Below are 22,186 nucleotides of genomic sequence, written 5' to 3' on the forward strand. Positions count from 1 at the left end.
CCGAAGCCGTGCAGTTCGTCGCCGCCACGGGGACTGTACGGCTTTCTTTCGCTCGCGCTGTCAAAAATGCCCTGAAAGGAAGGCCTGAAAATGCATGGTGTGCGCGGCTCGTCGCTGCATCTGATTAGATGAAGCTACAGAAGGCATCACAGGAGCTGCGAACGATGGCGTCATCGATGGCGATGGAAGGTAGCGTACGGAAGCGTGTTGTGGTCATCGGAGGCGGTTTCGGCGGGATTCATACAGCGCTTGGGCTGGCCAAGATGGGAGTCGACGTAACGCTCGTGGACCGGAAGAACCACCACACCTTTCAGCCTCTGCTTTACCAGGTCGCCCTCGCCGTGCTTTCCCCGGCGGATATCGCGCAGCCCATCCGGTCTATTGTTCGCGAGCACAAAAACATTGACGTCCTGATGGACGAAGCAATCGAGATAGACGTCAAGGAACAGCGTGTGACCCTGCGTTCCGGGGCGCGGCTCGAATATGACTACCTTGTCCTCGCCACCGGTTCGACGCATTCTTACTTCGGCAAGGATGAATGGGCGGCGATCGCCCCGGGGCTGAAGACCGTCGAGGACGCCGTCGAGATTCGCCGTCGCGTTCTGCTCGCCTTCGAGCTGGCCGAGCGCCAGATGCTCGAGACCGGAAGCCACCCCGCCCTGAACTTCATCATCATCGGCGGCGGCCCAACCGGGGTCGAGCTCGCCGGAGCAATCTCTGACATTGCCCGGCTCTACATGCGCAAGGACTTTCGCCACATCAATCCGTCCTCGGCAAGTGTCATGATCCTTGAGGGATCTCCCAACATCCTGGCCGCTTACCCCGAAGATCTCCGCAAAGCCGCCATGCGGCAACTCAATGCACTCGGGGTCAAGGTCAAGACGGGCATGCATGTCAGCGATGTTCAGCCAGGCTACGTGATGGTGGGCACGGAGAGGATTGATTCTGTCTGCACCCTGTGGGCCGCAGGTGTCCAAGCCTCGCCCCTCGGCAAGCTGCTCGGTGTCGAGACCGACAAGAAGGGTTGCGTGCTTGTCGATAGCCACCTCAACCCCGCAGGACACCCCGAGATTTATGTCATCGGCGACCTCGCCCACGTCGAACAGGATGGCAAGCAGGTTCCCGGCGTCGCGCAACCTGCGATGCAGATGGGGGATTACGTCGCGAAGCGCATCGGCAAGCTTCTGGGCAAGGACCGTGGCTCCGACGGTCCCATCAAGGAGAAGGACTTCCGCTACTTCGATAAGGGCGATATGGCGACCATCGGCCGCAAAGCTGCCGTCGCCAAGATCGAATGGCCGTTCAAGGCGCACTGGAGCGGATTCCCGGCCTGGATGACCTGGCTGGTCGTGCACATCTTCTTTCTCATCGGCTTCCGCAACCGGTTTTCCGTCTTCCGTGAGTGGGCCTGGACCTACGTCTTCTTCAACGACGGGGCACGCTTGATTACCGGGTCTCAGGAACTCCCCGGCTGGGATATGCAGGATGGTGTGTACGGTATGCGCGGCGACATCACCACCAAGCCCCTCGACCTGGGCTCTCCCGAAGCAAACTGAGTGCTCAGGCTGCCGGAGGGTGCTGCGGTCCGCGTGGGGTCCATGGATTCTCGACCGGTCGCGCTCGCCTGCGATCCCCCCGATTCTTGCTGTAGTACTGGTGGTGACATGACCCGCACTCCCACGGAAAGAGGCCGAAGTAGCCCAGCACGTGTTTCTGTACGAAGTTCTTGCGGGTCTTGCGATAGGCCTTCACCGCCCCGCACTTCGGACACGGCATCCTGGAAGCGGAGATCTCACTCCCGACTTCATCGCTCACGGGGAAGTCCTTTTGTTGTTTATGAGATACGCGGAAAGCGTAACAGGATCATCTCCTCTTTTCGATAAAGAAGTAAAGCTCAGACTTCTTAGCTAAGGTGGTTTAGGCGACATTCACCAGCTCTTCATCGGACCGCTTCGCCGGCCTGCTGTATGAGGATTCACGGCTGAATCAGCGTTCCAGGGAGCATCCAACGGTCATGTATGACTTCGAAAACTTCGGCCTCGCAGAGATGGTGCAATCCGGCAAGTTTCTCCGCGAGCTCGGTCAGGATAGTGCATGCATGGAAGACGCCGCCTGCGAGGTTGTCGACTTCCTCTACGAGGCCTTCCGCGTTCGTGGTTCCGGAGAATCAGCGTGCGCCCTTGTGCGCTGTTTCAAGACTCATACCTTCGGCGAGCTTCCGCCAGACCTCCGGGAAGCCGCCACCCACGCTATGCACGGAGGGGTCCCCAGCGAGGCGATGCCTTGCCTGACACTTCTCGCCACACGCGGCTTGCGGCCTGAGTGGAACTCTCGCCATGCCTCCAACGGCCACAAGGCAATCCCCCTGGCAACTGCCGAGATGGTCAATCAGGCTCCCATGATCGCCCGCCTCGTCCAGCAGATGGGTCTCGAACCCGGGCATCTCATCGGAGCCGCCTCCGGAGAACTCGAAGAACTCGAAAGGCGCACGCTCGACGTCTTTCACGTCGAGCGTGCCCGCGACAGCGCCTTCGTCCCCTCGCAGAATGAATTCGTAAAGCCCTACGGCGTCTGCTCCGTGCTCGGCTTCGGAGGCCTCCTCCCCACCGGGGAGCTCTTCTTCGTCGTTCTCTTCTCCATCGTCCCCATCCGCCAGGAGACTGCCAGCCTCTTCCGCACTCTCGCCCTCGGCGTCAAGCTAGTGCTCCTGCGCCATCTAGCGCATCCCGTCTTTTCCATCGCATGACGTTCGTCGACGATCAGCCACTACGTTCAAGCGGTCAAATCCAGCGAAGCAGCATCGTACGTTGAAGTAGTGGAATGCGCAGTCCCCGAGAGGCCTACGTTGAGACCGGAGCGCGAACACGAAACGCCCGACCGTCCGCGCGAGGAGCCCATCGCCGCCGAACTCCTCCGTCTGCGCTCCGAGGTCCATACCCTCCGCCATCTCCTTGAAGTCCACGAGGCCACCGCGCTCACTCAGGCCGCCCGCGCCGAGTCCGCTCTTGAAGACCTTCGTCACGCCGCCAAGGCCCGCGAAAGCCAGGCGCTGCTCGTCCACGAGCTCATCGAAGCCTCTCGCGACGCAGTGCTCGTCATGGACGAGCACTGGATCATTCGCTATATGAACGCAGCCGCCATCCGAACCATCTCCGACGGCGAAGACCTCTCCGGCCGCATGTTCCTCGACGTCTACCCCGGCGTCGTCGAGACCACCTTCTACCCGCGCTACCAGCAGTCCATGCGCGACCGCACCGCCATCACCTTCGAAGACTTCAACTCCATGCGCCAGCGCTGGTACGTCGTCAACGTCGCCCCTGTCGGCCCCGGCATCGCCATCTTCTTTCAGGACATCACCGAGCGCAAAAAGCAGGAGGTCGCCCTCGCCCGCACCGAAAAGCTCGCCGCCGTCGGCCGCCTCGCCTCTTCCATCTCCCACGAGATCAACAATCCCCTCGAGAGCATCGTCAACCTCCTCTACCTCATCGAGCACTCTGAAGCCGCCGGCCCGGACATGAAGACCTACGCCTCCCTCGCCGCCAGCGAACTCCAGCGCGTCAGCCACATCGTCACCCAGACGCTCAAGTTCCACCGGCAGTCCACCCACGCCCAGTCCACCCGCATGACCGAGATCCTCGAGAGCGTCATCAGCCTCTTCCAGGGGCGTCTCGCCACCCTCCAGGTCAAAGTTCAACGGAAGTTCGCCTCGAACGACTCCATCGTCTGCTTCGCCGGCGACATGCGCCAGGTCTTTGCCAACCTCTTCGGCAACGCCCTCGACGCCCTCCGCGGCAAAGGCGACATCCATCTCCGCACCCGCTGTACGCGCGACTGGAAGACCGGCCGCCCCGGCCTCCGCGTGATCGTCGCCGACAACGGCTGCGGCATGAGCGAAGCCACCCAGCGCGGCCTTTTCGAAGCCTTCTTCACCACCAAGCCCACCACCGGCACCGGCCTCGGCCTTTGGGTCAGCCTCGAAATCATCAGGAACCACCAGGGCTGGGTCCGCGTCCGCAGCAGCGAAACCCCCGGCCGCAGCGGCACTGTCTTCGCGCTCTTTTTCCCCACCCGCGAGTAGGCAACCAATCCTCGTTTTCAGCGCGTGAAGCATACCCGCGCTGAAAGGACATCCTCCTCTGGCGCCCCATGCGTCCCACCCACCATGCGCGTAAAAGCGCAGACCAACCCCCGGAGGGAAACGCAATGGCAGTTCACGTAAAACCCGGTACGAAGGTTCGGTACGCCGTCGTCGGTCTCGGATGGATCTCCCAGGCAGCCTTCATGCCCGGAGTCGAACACACCGGCAACAGTGAGATGGTGGCCCTCGTCACCAGCCACGAAGAGAAAGCCGAGAAGCTCGGCGCCATGTACGGCATCAAGGATCACTACTCCTATGCCGAGCTCGACATCATGCTCGCCTCCGGCACCGTGGACGCCGTCTATCTCGCTCTCCCCAACTTCGATCACGTCGAGACCGCCGTCAAGGTCCTCGAAGCCGGCGTCCATCTGCTCCTCGAAAAACCCATGGCCGTCTCCGTCAAGGAGTGCGAGCGCATGATCGCTGCCAGCGAAAAATCCGGGGCCAAGCTCATGGTCGCCTACCGCCTCCACCACGAGCCCGGCACCCTCGACGCCATCCAGAAGGTCCGCGACGGGGCCATCGGCAAGGTCCGCTTCTTCAACTCCAGCTTCTCGCAGCAGGTCTCCGGCCAGAACCACCGCGCGAAGAACGGCTTCTGGGCCGGTCCCGTCCCCGACATGGGCCCCTATCCCCTCAACACTGTCCGCAACCTCTTCGGAGCCGAACCCCTCGAGGTCTTCGCCACCGGCGTCAACACCGACGAGCGCTTCGACTTCCAAGACACCGTCTCCGTCACGTTGAAGTTCCCGAACGACCGCATCGCCGCCTTCACCCTTAGCTACAACGGCGGCGATGTCGATGACTTCCGCGTGGTCGGTGAAAAGGGCGACCTCTTCTCCGAGCCTGCCTATCAGGTCGGCTCCGCCATGGAGCACGTCCTCACGGTCGAAAAAAAGAAGAGCTCCGAAAGCTTCAGCAAGACCGACCACTTCGGAGGCGAGCTCAAGTACTTCTCCGACTGCATCCTCAACAACAAGGCTCCCGAAGCCGACGGGGAAGAAGGCCTTTTAGACGTCCGCGTCCTCCAGGCCACCGAGCAGTCGCTCCTCTCCGGCCAGCCCCAATCCCTCGCCCCGTACTACCGTAAGCGTCGCCCCGTGCCCAGCCAGGTCGAGGAACTCTCCGCCGTCAAGGAACCCGAACTCGTCGTGTCCCACAAACCAAGTGACGGCCAGTAGCAGCGTCGAAGAGAATGGGGGCCATTGCCAATTGACTTACCTATTCAAGTGCTAGACCGGGAGAGGAACGCTTCAACTGCTCGCTCCTTGGAGACCTCAACGCTTGCTCTACTTCTTGGTGGAACGTGCGAAGCTGATCGAGATATCGTTCTAGCAGCTTAGGATCTATGGCAACTAGCGCTTTCTCAATGTCTTTGATAGTCGCGCGGGCACCAACGGCAATCTCAATAATTGATGCAGAAAGAGAGTCCGCCTCTTGAAGCCACTGTTGACCGGCGATCGAAGGTCCGAGCCACGGTATGCTTTCCAACGCTGCTCTGGCAGTTCCGAGAGCCTTAGCAATCGCCGTTGCATGTCCATAGGCAAGCGTTTGGAGGTCGAACGCAATGCCACTGAGTTCAATCGCGGTGTCTTGCACTGTTTTGATGAGACGGGCGTTTCTTCGGACCTCGGCATAAGCCTTTAGCAAAGGGACGATGTCCTTCATAAAGAACAGGAAAGAGGTCAATACGATAAGCAGAAACCCCGTTCCAAAAACCCAGTTCGACATGCCTCCTCTCATATCTGAGTTGTAAGCCGTCAGCATGAGAATGGCTCCGAGTGTTAGAAAAGTCAGTCCAAATCCTCCCGCCTTGAAGACTTTGATCATTGGCTCAGTAAGACTCTGTACTAGATCCTTCCTAATCTCTGCCATGCTGCCTCCGGTCGAGTTTTCGATGACTAAATCAGAATCAGCGCCCACTTTGAGATTGGCAATGCAAATATAACCACAGGACGTAATTCGCGTATCCGATCGTTTTGGAGACACTTCCAGGACGTCAGGGAAACACCGCATCCGGAGCACCCATCGCCTCCTCAAACCGCTCGACAAACTGCGCCACATGCAGCCCATCCACAAGTGCATGATGCACGTGAATGGACACCGGCATCGTGCATCGGCCGTTGGCATCCGTAATCTTGCCGAAGGTGATGCGCGGAGCGGAATCCTCCCGCGTGAACTCACGCGCGTGCGAGATCGAAGTGAAATCGAACCAGGGAAGCACCGAGAAGCGAATCAGGTTAGCGTCTGGATAACGCTCCATATCGTCTCGACCGCGCACTCGCTCGAGTTCGACCGTCCCCTCGCGTACGAAGTCCTCAAGCCCTTGTCGAAAGGGATAGTGCCCGAAGCCAATCGTCCCATTCTCACGCCCAACGGCACTGCCGCCATGGATCGTGTCGTAGCGCCAAACCGTGCCGTCAACGAGGCGCGTCCTGAAGTGTTCCACCTCGTGCGCTGCGACGAGCGACCGATGCAGGAGCGATAAAAACACAGAGAGCCGATGCTCCTTCGCATACCGGTAGGTCGCCGTGCAGTCCACCCTCAGACAGACGCCGTGATAAGGCTCTGTGAAGTTTCTGAAGAGTTCAAAGCTCGCCCGTCGCTCCCACGTCTCCAGGTCAATCCTCTGGCGGCTTCCAACCGCAATCCCGTGCATGCTTCATGCTATCTCCGTTCGCCCCCCATCCACTCCACAGCCAATCCTTATGCCTCCCTCATCACACGGGCGATAGCCTTGCAGATGGTGCAAAGACGCGTTTCGGCTCTGCACCGGATGGAGAACCATGAATCACACGATCTTTGGGACGCGCCTCGTCCGCACCACTGCTGTTCTGGGCGTCCTCGCAGTATGGGCCACGGCAGCATCGGCACAGAAGTCAGGCAATCAGGACCCCTCAGAAAGCACACCCACGCAGGCATCGCAGTCCGCCCCGCCGGATGGTAACTTCCTCCACCGCCTCGGCCTCTTCTACAAGACAGACTGGAATGGGACTGCGCCGGAATCACCCGCGCCCTTGCGCCGCGCTCTCGATGCTCCCCTCGACAGTCCCCCGTACCCAGGCTCCGACTGGGGCTATGGAGGATCTCCCGCCATCGGCGTTCCGGACGGAAATGTCTACCCGCTGATGACAGCCCTGAAGCTTCAGGACAAGCGAACGAAGGTCTACGGCTGGATCGCGCCAAGCTTCAACTTCAGCACATCGAGTAAGAACAACTTTCCCGTATCCTACGACGTCTTTCCGAACAGTGTGGTCCTCAACCAGGCCGTGATCTATATCGAACGGCTGCCGAACACAGTCCAGAAAGACCACTTCGATTGGGGCTATCACTTCACGGCCTTCTATGGAAATGACTACCGATTTACGACCGCCAAGGACTACTTCAGCCAGCAGCTCCTACAGAAGAACCGGCGCTACGGATTCGATCCGGTCCTGGAATACGCGGACCTCTACTTTCCAGTCAAGGAAGGCCTGAACATACGTGTGGGACGCTTCCTTTCCGTTCCCGGAATCGAAGCGCAGCTCGCGCCCAACAACTACAACATGACTCACTCGCTGCTTTACACGATCGACCCGTTCACCGACACCGGGATCCTTGGAACCCTGAAGCTGACGAAGCAGTGGATGGTGCAACTCGGCATCTCCGCTGGCCACGATGTCGCACCCTGGTCTGACGACCGCAAGCCCTCCGCGATCGCTTGCCTCGACTATTCCACCGCAAGCAATCATGACAACGTCTACGTGTGTGCCAACGGCATCAATGACGGTAAGTACGCGTACAACAACCTGCAGCACTACGACGCGACCTGGTATCACAAGTTCAACGCCAAATGGCACATGGCGACGGAGTCCTGGTACATGTACGAGACCAATGTCCCGAACGTCGCCGGTAATGTAGCCATCCCGGTCACACCGGAGTTGGGAGCCAACGGTGCGATCTGTGCAGCGGGCCAACAGCGCTGCACCGCTCCTGAGTACGCAATCGTCAACTACATCAACCGCGAGATATCCCCGAAGCTCACCGTTGGCTTCCGCTCCGATCTGTTGAATGACAAGAAGGGCCAGCGCACCGGCATCGCGACCAAGTACACGGAGAACACGATCTACGCGACCAAGTACTTCGGGAGCACGGTCCTGTTGCGGCCCGAAATCCGCTTCGATCATTCCTGGGACAAGCCGGGATACAACGGTGGCCTCGCCCGCAATCAGTTCTTCGCAGGCGCAGACCTGATCTATAAGTTCTAGCCGCCTTCGTCGTCATCGCTTCGGTTATCGATAACCCTCAAGTGCTCCCTCCTTACCGGCAGTTACATCGTCGGTTGGGGGGAGCGCACGAAGCTAAGATGTGCGCCTTTGGGCCATCTCCAACGCTGGCTGATCGTCCGCCTTCACGTTAGAGTGGGAAATCAATATGCGCCTCCCTCGTTGGTTTCTCTGTAACGCTGCCGCCCTGCTTCTGACTCTTGCCCCTATCGGCTGCATGGCCGCTCCCGTCTCCGGCTACAAGGTTGTCGCGAAGTATCCCCACTCGACCGAGAGCTACACCGAAGGCTTCTTCTTCCTGAACGGCCTCTTCTACGAGGGCACCGGACGCAACGGCCACTCTTCCCTCATGGCGATTCAGCCCGAGACCGGCAAGCCCATCCAGCAGGTAGACTTACCGGCGAAGTACTTCGGCGAGGGCATCGTCGATTGGGGTCCGAATATCTATGAGTGGACCTGGCAATCGCACATCTGCTTCGTCTACGACCGCTTCTCGCTCCGCCAGATCAAGACCTTTACCTACTCCGGCGAAGGCTGGGGCATGACCCACACTCCCACGGAACTCGTCACCAGCGACGGCACCGCAACCCTCCGCTTCCGCAATCCTGAAACCTTCGCTGAGACCCGCCACCTCGTCGTACGCGACGGCAAGGAGATGATCAACGAGTTGAACGAACTCGAATACGTGAAGGGTGAGATCTATGCCAATATCTGGCACTCCGATCGCATCGCCCGTATCTCTCCGAAAGATGGTCAGGTCCTCGGTTGGATCGACCTCGAAGGCATCCTGCCGGAGGGCCAGAAAGTCGATCAGGAATCGGTCCTCAACGGCATAGCCTACGACGCTATCCACGATCGCCTCTTCGTCACCGGCAAACAATGGCCCGCGATCTTCGAGATCAAGCTTGTTCCGAAGACGAAATGATCGACCGCGAAAATCTTGTCAAGCCCTAAATCGTACAAGTCATTCAATCCAAAAGGCTTACGAGTGTCCTTTTTTGTGGCTGGATTGATAAAATAGAAGTAGGGGAAGTTGCAACGAGCGAACCCATAGCCTGCGATTGTCGGCATGAATCGCTAACGTATCGTGGTCGCCTTTTGCTTGTCGTTTCGAAGGGAGTTTGCGGGCTGTTCGTGTGCTTTTTTGCATGAAAGCCAGGAATGCGGAGCTAACTCCTTTCCTGACTAATATTTAGCTGCAACTCCTTTGGTTAGAAGGACTTGCAGCCGGGTCTATGCCGTAAACTGAACAATCGAAAAGACTTAGACGCAGGCAATGGGGAGGGGGATACCCCTCCCCATTGCGCGATTAAACCGAAACTGGAACCCGCACATTCACTGGAGTAAGCCAGTTGAAGCGATCCGTCTTCGTTCCATTCACGAGCGCAAAAAACTCGTCGTGGATCGAACGCGTAATCGGACCCATCTTTCCATCGCCGATCGTGATGCGATCGACTGACCGAAGATGCGTCACTTCAGCGGCTGTTCCGGTGAAGAAAGCCTCATCGCAGATGTAGAGCATCTCGCGCGGCATCGCTTGTTCGACAACGGTGATGCCAAGCTCCTTCGCAATCGTCAGCACGGAAGAACGCGTAATACCATTCAGCACCGAATTCGCCAACGGAGTCGTGTAGAGAACTCCACCGCGAACGAGGAACAGGTTTTCGCCCGAACCTTCCGAGAGATATCCGTTCACATCGAGCGCGATTCCTTCGGAATAACCATTGATCTCGGCTTCCATGCGAATGAGTTGCGAGTTCATATAGTTCGCGCCCGCCTTCGCCAGCGAAGGCATCGTGTTCGGCGCGAGCCGCGACCAGCTCGACACGCAAACATCCGCGCCAGCATCGCCCGGAACGTATTTGCCCCACGGAAAGTTGGCGATGTAAACCTCAACCGGAGACTTCAGCGGATTCACGCCGATCTCTCCATATCCACGGAAAGCGATCGGACGAATGTAGCAAGGCGCAACGCCATTCGCCTCGATTACATCCACAACCGCATCCGAAAGCTGCTCCGCGGTGTACGGCAGAGGCATCCGGTAGATCTTGGCCGAATCCACCAGACGAGCCATATGCTCCTGCAGGCGAAACACGCCAGCTCCACCAGGCTGCTGATAGCACCGAATCCCCTCGAACACCGAGGAGCCGTAGTGAATGACATGCGACATGACGTGGATCTGGGCGTCTTCCCAGCGGATGAGCTTGCCGTTGTGCCAGATGTGTGCGGTGGTCTCTAAAGGCATGGTCGAACTCCTGAGGCTTCGATTATAGCGTTCGATCGCAAGCCCCGGCCGCCTGAAAGCCCCGAAATGTGGTTCGAAATGGCACACGCATGCGCTGATCGTCGAACTCGCAATCCGTTGCCGTGAAAGGATGGGAAGCAATGCTGTACCTCAACACTGTCGGTCTGTCGGAGCTGCAGAACTCGGCCTACGTGCGCTTCTCCCTGCTCGCTGTCAGCTCTATCTTCTTCCTCGTGGATCCCTTCGCGGCGATGCCCACGTTCCTCGCCGTCACCTCAGGCTCCGACGCCCGACGCAGGCGAAGCATCGCAGGCAAAGCCTCTCTCACCGCGTGGTTTGCACTCAGCGCCTTCGCCCTCGCGGGACGCTACATCTTCAAGATGTTCGGCATCACGCTCCCGGCATTCGAGATCGCTGGCGGAATCATCCTGCTGCTGATTGGCCTCGACATGCTCGAAGCCAAGCGCTCTCCCACCCAGGAAGCGACAGGCGACACCGAAGCCGCAGCCTCCAAGGAAGACGCGGGCATCGTTCCACTCGGCATCCCGATGCTAGCCGGACCAGGATCGATCACAAGCGTGATGGTTCTCGTAGGACAAGCGCAGACGCGATGGCAGATGGGAGCAATTCTCTTCGCCATCGCAATTACGGCCGCAATTTGCTATCTGGTACTCGGCAACTCGGATCGAGTAGGCAGAATGCTCGGAGATACAGGCATCCGCATCCTCGTCCGGATCATGGGTCTTCTCCTGGTCGCGCTCGCGGTCCAGTACTTCGTCAACGGTCTCGCAGATCTTGGTGTCCTGACCAAGCCAACCTAGTGAACGAACAGGGCGGATAGCGCGAAGATCAGTCCAATAGCGCCAACGCTAAGACCAAACAGGAAGTAGCCTTTCTTGCGGGTGATCAGCGTGACGGACGAAAGAACCACGGATATCTGCAGAAGCGCCTCGCCAAGATCGTAACGGCTCGCCTGACGCTCGGCATGAGCCACCTCGGCTTCGAACTCGCGAGCCTTCGTCTGTCCTTCCGCAAGATCACCGTTCCACTTAGCGATATGTGCCTTGTACTCAACGATCTTGGCTTGCGTCGCGGCTGAAGGAGAAGGCTGGAGCGAAAGCGTATCGAGCACCACCGACAAATTGTCCTGCCGGATTTTCTTCGCCTGGTACTCATTCCACTGGTCATCCGCGCGGGACTGCATCAACACCGCTTCTGTATGACTGCGATGGCCGAGCACGGTGACCAGCGCCACAAGCACTGCGAGGATGGAAATCGCGAGGGCAATCGTGGTCATGCTTTCCCCCTCTCCTGCCTCCTGCATCTGCTTCGAGAACTCCTGAATTTCGGTCGGCTCCATAGGACGGGATTCTACCGCGTGTCCCCCACGTCTGGTATATCTGCACGTCTGTCGAAGTAATCACAGGAATTCCACAGAAAAGCTCAGGTAGGACTTGCGTGGCACAGGATCCCCTGCTAATCTCAGGAAGTCGCAATGAGCGGGCAAGCGAAAGCAGCCAGCGAATGTGAGTAGTGAGCTTCGCGCCTATTGGCTTGAGTTTACGGCTGGTTATTGGGTACGACGGAGCGCAGTCCAAGTGTTTGATTCGGTCTGAGAGCCTTAGGAGTTTAGGGGCCAGCCGATAAGCAAACCCAAGCCACTGCAGTTGATTGAGGTACTCTTCGGGTCTTTCCTTTGTGGATTGATTTTGCTGGGTACGGGATTTGTCAGGAGCTGAGTGCTCCGCGGCCGATGATTCGGTCGTCTGGATGTTTTAGTTTTTACGCTATAGAAGATGTCAGCAGGGGCTTTTCGTTTGGCTTTCCTGTTGAGTAAGTCTTCCGCGAGACGGTGAGAGAAAGAAAACAGGTTGACATAATCCTCTGGTTTCGATACTCTTAGAAAGTTCGCGCAAACGTCACGCGCTGCTACGGCGGCTTCCGACGGCGACCACGAAAGGCTTGAGTCTTGGCTAAGTGGAACCGGTAAATAAGGAAGCAGGGCTTGGCAACATCGACGGAATTGATAGCGTAACTCAAGTTCGAGGACACGTATCGGGCAAGTCACTTTGTGACTCCGGTTGGTCCTTGATTCAAAGCTGCCCGCCGAGTGCGGATGCAGTTTGGATCTTTGACAACATAGTTGAACATGCCAGTCGTGAGATGACGGCGAATTTGGTTTAGTCATTCTCACTAGTTATAACCTTCACTGTTTTCGAGCGGTGGGGGCGCATGATAACCATCCCGACCCCTGTCGCTGGATGGCATGCACACCAAGATTAAACGAGAGTTTGATCCTGGCTCAGAATCAACGCTGGCGGCGTGCCTAACACATGCAAGTCGCACGAGAAAGGGGCTTCGGTCCTGAGTAAAGTGGCGCACGGGTGAGTAACACGTGAATCATCTACCCTCGAGTGGGGAATAACCTAGAGAAATCTGGGCTAATACCGCATAACACTTACGAGTCAAAGCAGCAATGCGCTTGGGGAGGAGTTCGCGGCCGATTAGCTAGTTGGCGGGGTAATGGCCCACCAAGGCGATGATCGGTATCCGGCCTGAGAGGGCGCACGGACACACTGGAACTGAAACACGGTCCAGACTCCTACGGGAGGCAGCAGTGGGGAATTTTGCGCAATGGGGGAAACCCTGACGCAGCAACGCCGCGTGGAGGATGAAGTATCTTGGTACGTAAACTCCTTTCGATGGGGAAGATAATGACGGTACCCATAGAAGAAGCCCCGGCTAACTTCGTGCCAGCAGCCGCGGTAATACGAGGGGGGCAAGCGTTGTTCGGAATTATTGGGCGTAAAGGGTGCGTAGGCGGTTTGACAAGTCTTATGTGAAATCTTCGGGCTCAACCCGAAGTCTGCATGAGAAACTGTTGAGCTTGAGTATGGGAGAGGTGAGTGGAATTTCCGGTGTAGCGGTGAAATGCGTAGATATCGGAAGGAACACCTGTGGCGAAAGCGGCTCACTGGACCATAACTGACGCTGAGGCACGAAAGCTAGGGGAGCAAACAGGATTAGATACCCTGGTAGTCCTAGCCCTAAACGATGATTGCTTGATGTGGCCGGTACCCAATCCGGCCGTGTCGAAGCTAACGCGATAAGCAATCCGCCTGGGGAGTACGGTCGCAAGGCTGAAACTCAAAGGAATTGACGGGGGCCCGCACAAGCGGTGGAGCATGTGGTTTAATTCGACGCAACGCGAAGAACCTTACCTGGGCTCGAAATGTACATGAATCCGGCAGAAACGTCGGCGTCTCGCAAGAGACATGTATATAGGTGCTGCATGGCTGTCGTCAGCTCGTGTCGTGAGATGTTGGGTTAAGTCCCGCAACGAGCGCAACCCTTATCTTCAGTTGCTACCATTTAGTTGAGCACTCTGACGAAACCGCCTCGGATAACGGGGAGGAAGGTGGGGATGACGTCAAGTCCTCATGGCCTTTATGTCCAGGGCTACACACGTGCTACAATGGCCGGTACAAACCGCTGCAACCCCGCGAGGGTGAGCTAATCGGAAAAAGCCGGCCTCAGTTCGGATTGGAGTCTGCAACTCGACTCCATGAAGCTGGAATCGCTAGTAATCGTGGATCAGCATGCCACGGTGAATACGTTCCCGGGCCTTGTACACACCGCCCGTCACATCACGAAAGTGGGTTGCACTAGAAGTCGGTGCGCTAACCGCAAGGGAGCAGCCGCCCAAGGTGTAATTCATGATTGGGGTGAAGTCGTAACAAGGTAGCCGTAGGAGAACCTGCGGCTGGATCACCTCCTTTCTAAAGAGAAAACATCTCGGCAGATGGTTATCGCCCTGCGAATGCAGGCGGCTCTGATCTCACGATCATCCGAGGTGCCGTGGTGCCGAGTACCGTACGAACGAGCTTCGGCGAGTTCGTGCGAGCCTGAACTAGACCATCTCTTATTCGCCTTCTGTCAACATCGACGGTCAAATATGGCGTAGCCGTATTGCATGTTCAACTGTGTCCTCGAAACCTTTCGAGAGAGCTCAAAAGCCCGCGACCGGAGAGATCCGGTTGCGGGCGACAGAGCAAGCGATTCAACTGAGAATCTCTGGATAACCGGTTGATTGCCGGGCCTGTAGCTCAGTTGGTTAGAGCGCACCCCTGATAAGGGTGAGGTCGGTAGTTCGAATCTACCCAGGCCCACCACCTTTACCGTGCTGTTTGCTATACTGAACAGCGATGGGGCTGTAGCTCAGTTGGGAGAGCGCCTGCTTTGCAAGCAGGATGTCATCGGTTCGATCCCGGTCAGCTCCACCATCCCTCTTCGAAAGTTATCGATAGTAATCAAGCGATGTCTGCTTGAGGTTGAGTTACTGCTAAATGCGGTGATTGAACCTTGAGCAGGAATGCTCGAGCCGCCTTAGGGTGCGATAGCGATACGCAGCAATGCGATACGCTCTACGATTTTTGACAACTGAATAGATTGGGTAAATATAACTACAAGGCTGAGCAGCCTATAAGGTCATCCGGGTAATTTCCTGGTGATGAGTAAGCTGTCAATCAGTGTTGAGTGTCTTTAGAATATAAGAATTGTGTTATCGACGAATAAGAGAAGCAGCTACGAGCAATCAAGGCTGACCATCAAATTCGAAGTACGACACAGGCGTGGACAAATTATCAAAATAATGACGCGTGGAGTTATGAGCATGGGGAGATTAGAGTTGGTTTCTTTTTTCTGTGTGTGAGTAAATTCTATGGTCAAGCTACTAAGGGCGCACGGTGGATGCCTTGGCAGAAACAGGCGATGAAGGACGCGGCAAGCTGCGATAAGCTTCGGGGAGCGGCACACACGCATTGATCCGGAGATTTCCGAATGGGGAAACCCACCATGGTAAAACCATGGTATATCCGACTGAATACATAGGTCGGCATAAGCGAACGGGGGGAAGTGAACCATCTCAGTACCCCCAGGAGGAGAAAGAAACCTCGATTCCGAGAGTAGTGGCGAGCGAAATCGGAACAGCCCAAACCCGTACCATTTCGGTGGTTCGGGGGTTGTAGGACCTGCATAAGTAGAGTTACCAATCTGGTTGCTAGCTGAATCTTCTGGAAAGGAGATCCAAAGAGGGTGACAGACCCGTAGGCGAAAGCGATCCAGACTCGAAGCAGGCACCTGAGTAAGGCGGGGCACGAGAAACCCTGTCTGAATCCACGGGGACCATCCCGTAAGGCTAAATACTCGTTTCTGACCGATAGTGAACCAGTACCGTGAGGGAAAGGCGAAAAGCACCCCATTGAGGGGAGTGAAAAGTACCTGAAACCGTGTGCCTACAAGCAGTGGGAGGACTATGCCCGCAAGGGAATGTCTGACCGCGTGCCTATTGCATAATGAGCCGGCTAGTTATTCTTGTCAGCAAGGTTAAGCGTGAGCGAGCCGCAGCGAAAGCGAGTCTGAATAGGGCGTTAAGTTGGCAGGAATAGACGCGAAGCGGGATGATCTACCCTTGGCCAGGTTGAAGGTAGGGTAACACCTACTGGAGGACCGAACCGGTGTTTGTTGAAAAAAGCTCGGATGAGCTGAGGGTAGGGGTGAAAGGCTAATCAAATTCCGTGATAGCTCGTTCTCTCCGAAATAGCTTTAGGGCTAGCGTCGGGTGATTTGGATCGGTGGTAGAGACATGGATGGACTAGGGGGCTTTCCGGCTTACTGAATCCAACCAAACTTCGAATGCCGATTACAACCAGCCCGGCAGTCAGACTGTGGGGGCTAAGCTTCACAGTCAAGAGGAAAACAGTCCAGATCGCCTGCTAAGGTCCCAAAATTACAGTTAAGTGGGAAAGGAAGTCGGAACGCTCAGACAGCCAGGAGGTTGGCTTAGAAGCAGCCATCCTTTAAAGAAAGCGTAATAGCTCACTGGTCAAGCGGTCCGGTGCCGACAATACAACGGGGCTAAAACTGTATACCGAAGCAGCGAATGCATCCCTTTTAGGGGTGCGTGGTAGGAGAGCATTCTCTCGTGGATGAAGCGTAACTGGGAAGATACGTGGACATTAGAGAAGAGACCCTGCCGGCATAAGTAGCGATAATGAAGGTGAGAACCCTTCACGCCGAAAGTCTAAGGTTTCCTGAGGAAGGTTAATCCGCTCAGGGTTAGGCGGTCCCTAAGTCGAGGCCGAAAGGCGTAGACGATGGAAATCCGGTTAATATTCCGGACCTCCCAATACCTCGTTATACGATGGGGTGACGCAGAAGGATAAGCAGGACCTCCTATGGCTATGGGGTTCGATGTGCGTGAAGCTGGATCAGACAGGCAAATCCGTTTGGTCTTAACAGTGAGGCACAAAGCAGTAAGCCGTATGGCTGAAAGCTGCTGATTTCATGCTGCCAAGAAAAACCTCTAAGGAGAGGGATTGGGAACCGTACCACAAACCGACACAGGTAGACGAGGAGAATATCCAAAGGCGCTCGAGTGAAAGCTTGTTAAGGAACTCGGCAAATTAGACCCGTAACTTCGGGAGAAGGGTCGCCCCCTGGGTGCAAGCCTAAGGGGGCCGCAGTGAAACGCGAACGGCGACTGTTTAACAAAAACACAGGTCTCTGCAAAGTCAAAAACGACGTATAGGGGCTGACTCCTGCCCGGTGCCGGAAGGTTAAAAGGAGAGGTTAGCCGCAAGGCGAAGCTTTGAATTGAAGCCCCGGTGAACGGCGGCCGTAACTATAACGGTCCTAAGGTAGCGAAATTCCTTGTCGGGTAAGTTCCGACCTGCACGAATGGAGTAACGATCGTTCGACTGTCTTAACGAGTTGCTCGGCGAACTTGTAGTACCGGTGAAGATGCCGGTTACCCGCAGCTAGACGAAAAGACCCCGTGCACCTTTACTATACTTTTACTATGAGTTATGACCATTGCTGCGCAGGATAGGTGGGAGGCTTTGATACCGGACTTTTGGGTTCGGTGGAGCCAACGGTGAGATACCACCCTGCGATTGTTGTGATTCTAACCTGCTCCCCTCATCGGGGAGAGGGACATAGTAAGACGGGTAGTTTGACTGGGGCGGTCGCCTCCTAAATTGTAACGGAGGCGCGCGAAGCTACACTCAGGTCGTTTGGAAATCGACCGTCGAGTGCAAAGGCATAAGTGTGGTTAACTGCGAGACCTACAAGTCGAGCAGATGCGAAAGCAGGCCTTAGTGATCCGGTGGTTCTGTATGGAAGGGCCATCGCTCAACGGATAAAAGGTACGCCGGGGATAACAGGCTGATCGAAGCCAAGAGTTCATATCGACGCTTCGGTTTGGCACCTCGATGTCGGCTCATCACATCCTGGAGCTGTAGAAGGTTCCAAGGGTTAGGCTGTTCGCCTATTAAAGTGGTACGTGAGCTGGGTTCAGAACGTCGCGAGACAGTTCGGTCTCTATCTGCTGTGGGCGTAGGAGATTTGAAGAGGGCTGTCCTTAGTACGAGAGGACCGGGATGGACGAACCTCTTGTGTTCCAGTTGTCCTGCCAAGGGCACGGCTGGGTAGCGAAGTTCGGTTGTGATAACCGCTGAATGCATATAAGCGGGAAGCACGCTCTAAGATGAGATCTCCCAACCCAAAAGGGAAATGAAGGGCCCAGGAAGACCACCTGGTTGATAGGCTGGAGGTTGAAGCGCAGTAATGCGTGTAGCTTACCAGTACTAATCGCCCGTTCGGCTTGTCCATAGAATTTACTCGGCACAGAAACAACTCATAACAACGCACCGTTGTTCTGATAAATTGTCCACTGTTCTGAATTCATTCAACACAAGCTTTGTAGTTATATCTTTTGGAAGAAACTACGAAATACCCAAGTAACAACCCAATCTATTCAGTTGTGGAAGATCGCGAGAGCGAAATTCTCAAGTTTGCCGGTGAGTTTACCGCGAGGGTCACACCCGTTCCCATCCCGAACACGGAAGTTAAGCCTCGTTGGGCCGATGGTACTGCACGCGTAAGTGTGTGGGAGATTAGGTGATCGCCGGCATTATCTCGGACAAAGCCCCAACTTCGGTTGGGGCTTTGTCGTGTCTGCCGCCTACCCGCGGAGGCGTCGATTCGTGCGCTGCGGTCTCTGAGACCCCCAAAGCCTGACGCTGGACCTCGAGTAACGGTACACGATATGCACAGTCCGTCCTGGGGTGGGCGTTTTCCCCCACCTTTGTGTGGATGCGTGAGGTCCGATCACCGGGGTAGATTACTCTCTACTCAACTTTTGAAATTGGGCTGTCATGAAACGCATAGTTTTCAGTTTAGGTATCGTAACTGCATTTTCACTTGCGGCTCCTTTCGTCACGGCGCAAAGCGCGACAGCATCGCTCAGAGGCGTGGTCAAAGACTCGAGCAACGCGGTTATACCGGGCGCTGACGTGGTTATCACTTCGAGCGATACCGCACAGAGGCATGAGGGGCACGCGGATGGTCATGGTGAGTTCTCCTTTCAGGAGTTATTTATCGGTGATTATCGGGTCGAGGTGCGCTCATCCGGATTTGCCACCTGGGTAAACTCCAGGATTCATCTCGACGTTGGGAACCAGTCGCAGATCGCCGTGCAGCTCGCTCCAGCGTCGTCGGAGGAGACCGTCGAGGTTTCCGCGGAAGCGACTCGTTTGCAAACCAATGAAATCGCGCAGGGGGCGGTGGTTAGCGATAAGGAGATCTCCGCCCTTCCGCTCAGCAGCCGCAACTTCGCGCAGCTCGGTATCCTGCAGCCCGGCGTGCGGCCGGCTTCGGCGAGCCTGACGGTGATGGGTAGCTTTCGCCGCGCCGGCCAAAACTACGAGGTCAATGGTCAGCGTCCGGAGTCCAACAATTTCCTCGTCGACGGCATGCGCGACATCAATCGCATGGACGGGGGCTATGCCTTCCGCCCTCCGGCTGACGCCATCGCCGAGTTCCGGATCCTCACAGCGACCGCGCCCGCAGAGTTCGGCGGAACGAGCGGCGGCATCACGACCATCGTGACGCGCTCCGGCACCGACAAGCTGCACGGCACACTGTACGACTTCTTTCGCAACGATGCACTCAACGCGAACAACTACTTCGCCCCACGCAAAGAGCGACTGAGGCAGAACCAGTACGGCATCACGGCGGGCGGTCCCATCGTGAGTCACCGTGCGTACTTCTTCACGTACTACGAGGGCATACGAAACGCGCAGGATGTAACGCATGGAGTGGTCGTGCCCACATTAGCGGAGCGCGCAGGCGACTTCTCCGCCGACACTCCCATCCTCGCCAACGCAACGAGGACGCCTTACGGCAACATCATTGCCGCGATCAACCCGATCACGGCAATGTACCTCGCCTACTACCCGGTCCCCAACACGTCTGAGAATCCACACCTCGCGCAAACGACCAACCTTGGTCACTACCAAAGCGATGTGGGCGGTATCAAGGCGGACTGGCTTCTTCGAGAGTCGGACACGGTGAGCGGCCGCTATAACTACTCGACCAATCAGGTGTTGAGCCCCTACTCGGAGCTCGGTGCCGATGTCCCTGGCTTTCCCGTGGGCTACTTCACCAATACGCATCTTGGCGGCCTCACGGAGACACACACCTTCTCCTCAAGGACCGTGATGACGGCCAACGTCAGCTTCTTTCAGAACCATGTTCTTCTCGACAAGCGCTTCTCCAACAATTCGCCGCAGTCCTTCGGCTTTAGCTACGCGTCCACGCGCGCGGAGGCCACGGGGGCTCCGCTCATTCAGTTGCAGGGTTATTCCAACGTCGGTGATCCGATCATCAACCCGCGCGATTCGGTGGAGAACAACTACTCTTTCAGCGCGAATGTTTCCCATACGCAGGGGAAGCATGTCACAAGCTATGGTGCTCAGTTCCGCCGGATCCAACTAAACGGCTACCAGGCCAACTTCGCCTCTGGTACCTTTTCCTTCACCGTGCAGGGCCTGACCAACAATTCGCTGGCTAACTTTGAACTCGGCCGCCCCGACATCTTTACGCAGGCCGGAGGGGACTTTAACCGGAATCTCCGGGGCTGGGAGCTTGGCGCTTATGCACAGGATGAATATCGCGTCAGCCAACGGTTCACGCTCAGCTATGGCGTCCGGTACGAGATCACGACGCCCTTCAAAGACCTTCAGAACCGCCTTATGGCTTTCACCCCAGGGCGGCAATCGACAGTCCACCCCAACGCTCCCACTGGCCTCCTGTTTCCTGGCGATGCCGGCGTCTCTGACAGCATCGCCCCCATCTTCTATAAGGACTTCGCGCCCCGTATCGGCTTTGCCTGGGACACACGCGGCAACAGCCAGACGATGGTCCGGGCTGCGTATGGCATCTTCTATGACCCGCTCCTGAATGGAGTCGGCATGCCGTTCCGCGCCGCGACCTCGGCGCTGCCAAGCGTGGTCGTTCGCACACTCACAGGCGCCATCAACTATGTCAACCCGACTTCGACGGTGACCAACCCGTTCGCCTCCGGTCAGATTGCCCTGCCCGCGTCGACGTTCACGCTCGACCGCAATCTGATCCCGCCGTACACGCAGGACTGGAACCTCACCATCGACCAGAACCTGCACGGCCAATTGCTTTCCATCGGATACATCGGCGCGAAGGGGACACGTCTTCCACGACTGATCGAGGGCAATCCGGCGATCTATCAGCCGGGTTCTACACTTGCCAACTCCGGCCGCCGCCGCATCTACTCCGGATGCACGCTGACCACCGGAACGTGCTCCCTGGGCACAGCTGGTCTGGTGGTTGGTAACGCGGACTCCAGCTTTCACTCCGGACAAGTCTCGCTTACGCGCCGTGGAACGCCATCGCTCAACTACACCCTGGCCTACACGCTCTCCAAGGATCTCGATTACACTTCGAGTCTCCACATGTCGGGTCCGGCGCCATGGCTGATGCTCGGCGAACTCGATGTTCCCCAGAATAATCAGAACCTCAAGGGCGAGTATGGCCGCTCGCTGTTCGATTCGCGACACCGCTTCGCCGCCAGTGTCATCTATACGGTGCCGTTTTCGCACACTCTTCGAGGCTTATCCCGAACGATATTGGCCGGATGGCAGGTCAGCGGTCTACTGGCGGTCAACTCAAGCACCCCGTTCACAGTGTATGACTCGGCAAATGTGTCGTTGCAGGCGCCGCACCCCGGCGTTTCCGGCATGTTTGGAGACCGCCCCAACGTCGTCGGTAATCCAAACAAGGGAGCGCCGCATACGGTGAATCAGTGGGTCTCTCCCTCGGCGTTCCAGCGTCTTGATCCGGTGGCCAATGCCGGGCAGTTCGGCAATGAGAGTCGGAACAGCATCAACGGCCCAGCCTTCGGTAGTCTCGACGCGGCAATCGACAAGAGCTTCCTGGTGAGCGAATCGACGAAGCTGCTATTTCGGGCTGAGGCATTCAACGTGACGAACCATACCAACTTTATTGTTCCGATCGATGACATCAATTCGCCAGTATTCGGGCAGATCGTTGAAGCGCAGTCTCCACGTGTTCTTCAATTTGCTTTGAAGCTTCAACGATAACGGCATGTGAGGTACAGGACGGCCTGAGAGGAGGCTGCTGAAGGGCGCGTGGGAGACGTCC

13 protein-coding genes, 2 tRNA genes and 3 rRNA genes are annotated in these 22,186 nt (G+C 56.9%); 13 read left to right on the top strand and 5 right to left on the bottom strand.

Annotation, left to right across the window (positions count from 1 at the left end; all coding sequences use genetic code 11):
• The first annotated feature begins 164 nt into the window (after positions 1-164).
• Positions 165-1,556, top strand: a complete 1,392-nt coding sequence (locus GRAN_RS17250; protein ID WP_128914308.1) for an NAD(P)/FAD-dependent oxidoreductase — start codon at positions 165-167, stop codon at positions 1,554-1,556.
• A 4-nt stretch (positions 1,557-1,560) separates the two neighbouring features.
• Here GRAN_RS17250 and GRAN_RS17255 read toward each other — a convergent pair whose 3' ends face one another.
• Positions 1,561-1,815, bottom strand: a complete 255-nt coding sequence (locus GRAN_RS17255; RefSeq protein WP_128914309.1) for a hypothetical protein — start codon at positions 1,813-1,815, stop codon at positions 1,561-1,563.
• A 199-nt stretch (positions 1,816-2,014) separates the two neighbouring features.
• On the opposite strand from GRAN_RS17255, the gene GRAN_RS17260 reads away from it, so the two are divergent.
• From GRAN_RS17260 to GRAN_RS17270, 3 genes are all read left to right on the top strand, one after another.
• Positions 2,015-2,746 carry a hypothetical protein gene (locus GRAN_RS17260; protein WP_128914310.1) on the top strand — a complete coding sequence of 244 codons (732 nt, stop codon included), beginning with the start codon at positions 2,015-2,017 and terminating at the stop codon, positions 2,744-2,746.
• Between the two features lie 99 nt (positions 2,747-2,845).
• The gene (locus GRAN_RS17265) at positions 2,846-4,078 is read left to right on the top strand and encodes a two-component system sensor histidine kinase NtrB (protein WP_128914311.1); all 1,233 of its coding nucleotides are present in this window, start codon (positions 2,846-2,848) and stop codon (positions 4,076-4,078) included.
• 125 nt (positions 4,079-4,203) lie between these two features.
• A complete protein-coding gene (locus GRAN_RS17270) occupies positions 4,204-5,319 on the top strand; it encodes a Gfo/Idh/MocA family protein (protein WP_128914312.1) in 1,116 nt (371 codons plus the stop codon).
• A 40-nt stretch (positions 5,320-5,359) separates the two neighbouring features.
• Here the strand turns inward: GRAN_RS17270 and GRAN_RS17275 are convergent, their stop codons facing one another.
• A complete protein-coding gene (locus GRAN_RS17275) occupies positions 5,360-6,013 on the bottom strand; it encodes a hypothetical protein (RefSeq protein ID WP_128914313.1) in 654 nt (217 codons plus the stop codon).
• A 124-nt stretch (positions 6,014-6,137) separates the two neighbouring features.
• The gene (locus GRAN_RS17280) at positions 6,138-6,797 is read right to left on the bottom strand and encodes a CatA-like O-acetyltransferase (protein WP_128914314.1); all 660 of its coding nucleotides are present in this window, start codon (positions 6,795-6,797) and stop codon (positions 6,138-6,140) included.
• 127 nt (positions 6,798-6,924) lie between these two features.
• On the opposite strand from GRAN_RS17280, the gene GRAN_RS17285 reads away from it, so the two are divergent.
• On the top strand, positions 6,925-8,385 hold the full coding sequence (locus tag GRAN_RS17285; protein ID WP_128914315.1) for an outer membrane beta-barrel protein: 1,461 nt from the start codon (positions 6,925-6,927) through the stop codon (positions 8,383-8,385).
• A 166-nt stretch (positions 8,386-8,551) separates the two neighbouring features.
• On the top strand, positions 8,552-9,328 hold the full coding sequence (locus GRAN_RS17290) for a glutaminyl-peptide cyclotransferase (RefSeq protein WP_128914316.1): 777 nt from the start codon (positions 8,552-8,554) through the stop codon (positions 9,326-9,328).
• A gap of 384 nt (positions 9,329-9,712) precedes the next feature.
• Here GRAN_RS17290 and GRAN_RS17295 read toward each other — a convergent pair whose 3' ends face one another.
• A complete protein-coding gene (locus GRAN_RS17295; protein ID WP_128914317.1) occupies positions 9,713-10,648 on the bottom strand; it encodes a branched-chain amino acid transaminase in 936 nt (311 codons plus the stop codon).
• Positions 10,649-10,788: 140 nt separating this feature from the next.
• Between GRAN_RS17295 and GRAN_RS17300 the strand changes: the two genes are divergently transcribed.
• Complete coding sequence (locus GRAN_RS17300; RefSeq protein ID WP_128914318.1) at positions 10,789-11,469, top strand: MarC family protein; 681 nt, start codon at positions 10,789-10,791, stop codon at positions 11,467-11,469.
• On the opposite strand, the gene GRAN_RS17305 is transcribed toward GRAN_RS17300, so the two are convergent.
• The gene (locus GRAN_RS17305) at positions 11,466-12,008 is read right to left on the bottom strand and encodes a DUF4337 domain-containing protein (protein ID WP_128914319.1); all 543 of its coding nucleotides are present in this window, start codon (positions 12,006-12,008) and stop codon (positions 11,466-11,468) included. The two genes, GRAN_RS17300 and GRAN_RS17305, sit on opposite strands and share 4 nt — an antisense overlap.
• 919 nt (positions 12,009-12,927) lie before the next feature.
• On the opposite strand from GRAN_RS17305, the gene GRAN_RS17310 reads away from it, so the two are divergent.
• From GRAN_RS17310 to GRAN_RS17335, 6 genes are all read left to right on the top strand, one after another.
• Positions 12,928-14,427: ribosomal RNA gene (locus tag GRAN_RS17310) — 16S ribosomal RNA — on the top strand.
• A 316-nt stretch (positions 14,428-14,743) separates the two neighbouring features.
• Positions 14,744-14,820 (top strand) — tRNA-Ile (locus tag GRAN_RS17315).
• A gap of 35 nt (positions 14,821-14,855) precedes the next feature.
• Positions 14,856-14,931, top strand: a tRNA-Ala gene (locus GRAN_RS17320).
• Positions 14,932-15,370: 439 nt separating this feature from the next.
• Positions 15,371-18,319: ribosomal RNA gene (locus tag GRAN_RS17325) — 23S ribosomal RNA — on the top strand.
• Positions 18,320-18,503: 184 nt separating this feature from the next.
• Positions 18,504-18,620, top strand: a 5S ribosomal RNA gene (rrf, locus tag GRAN_RS17330).
• Together the 16S, 23S and 5S rRNA genes with 2 tRNA genes alongside form the textbook arrangement of a ribosomal RNA operon.
• A gap of 244 nt (positions 18,621-18,864) precedes the next feature.
• On the top strand, positions 18,865-22,125 hold the full coding sequence (locus GRAN_RS17335) for a TonB-dependent receptor (RefSeq protein ID WP_128914320.1): 3,261 nt from the start codon (positions 18,865-18,867) through the stop codon (positions 22,123-22,125).
• Positions 22,126-22,186: the final 61 nt, after the last annotated feature.

Origin of the sequence: Granulicella sibirica, from assembly GCF_004115155.1 — a bacterium.
Lineage (GTDB): Bacteria > Acidobacteriota > Terriglobia > Terriglobales > Acidobacteriaceae > Edaphobacter > Edaphobacter sibiricus.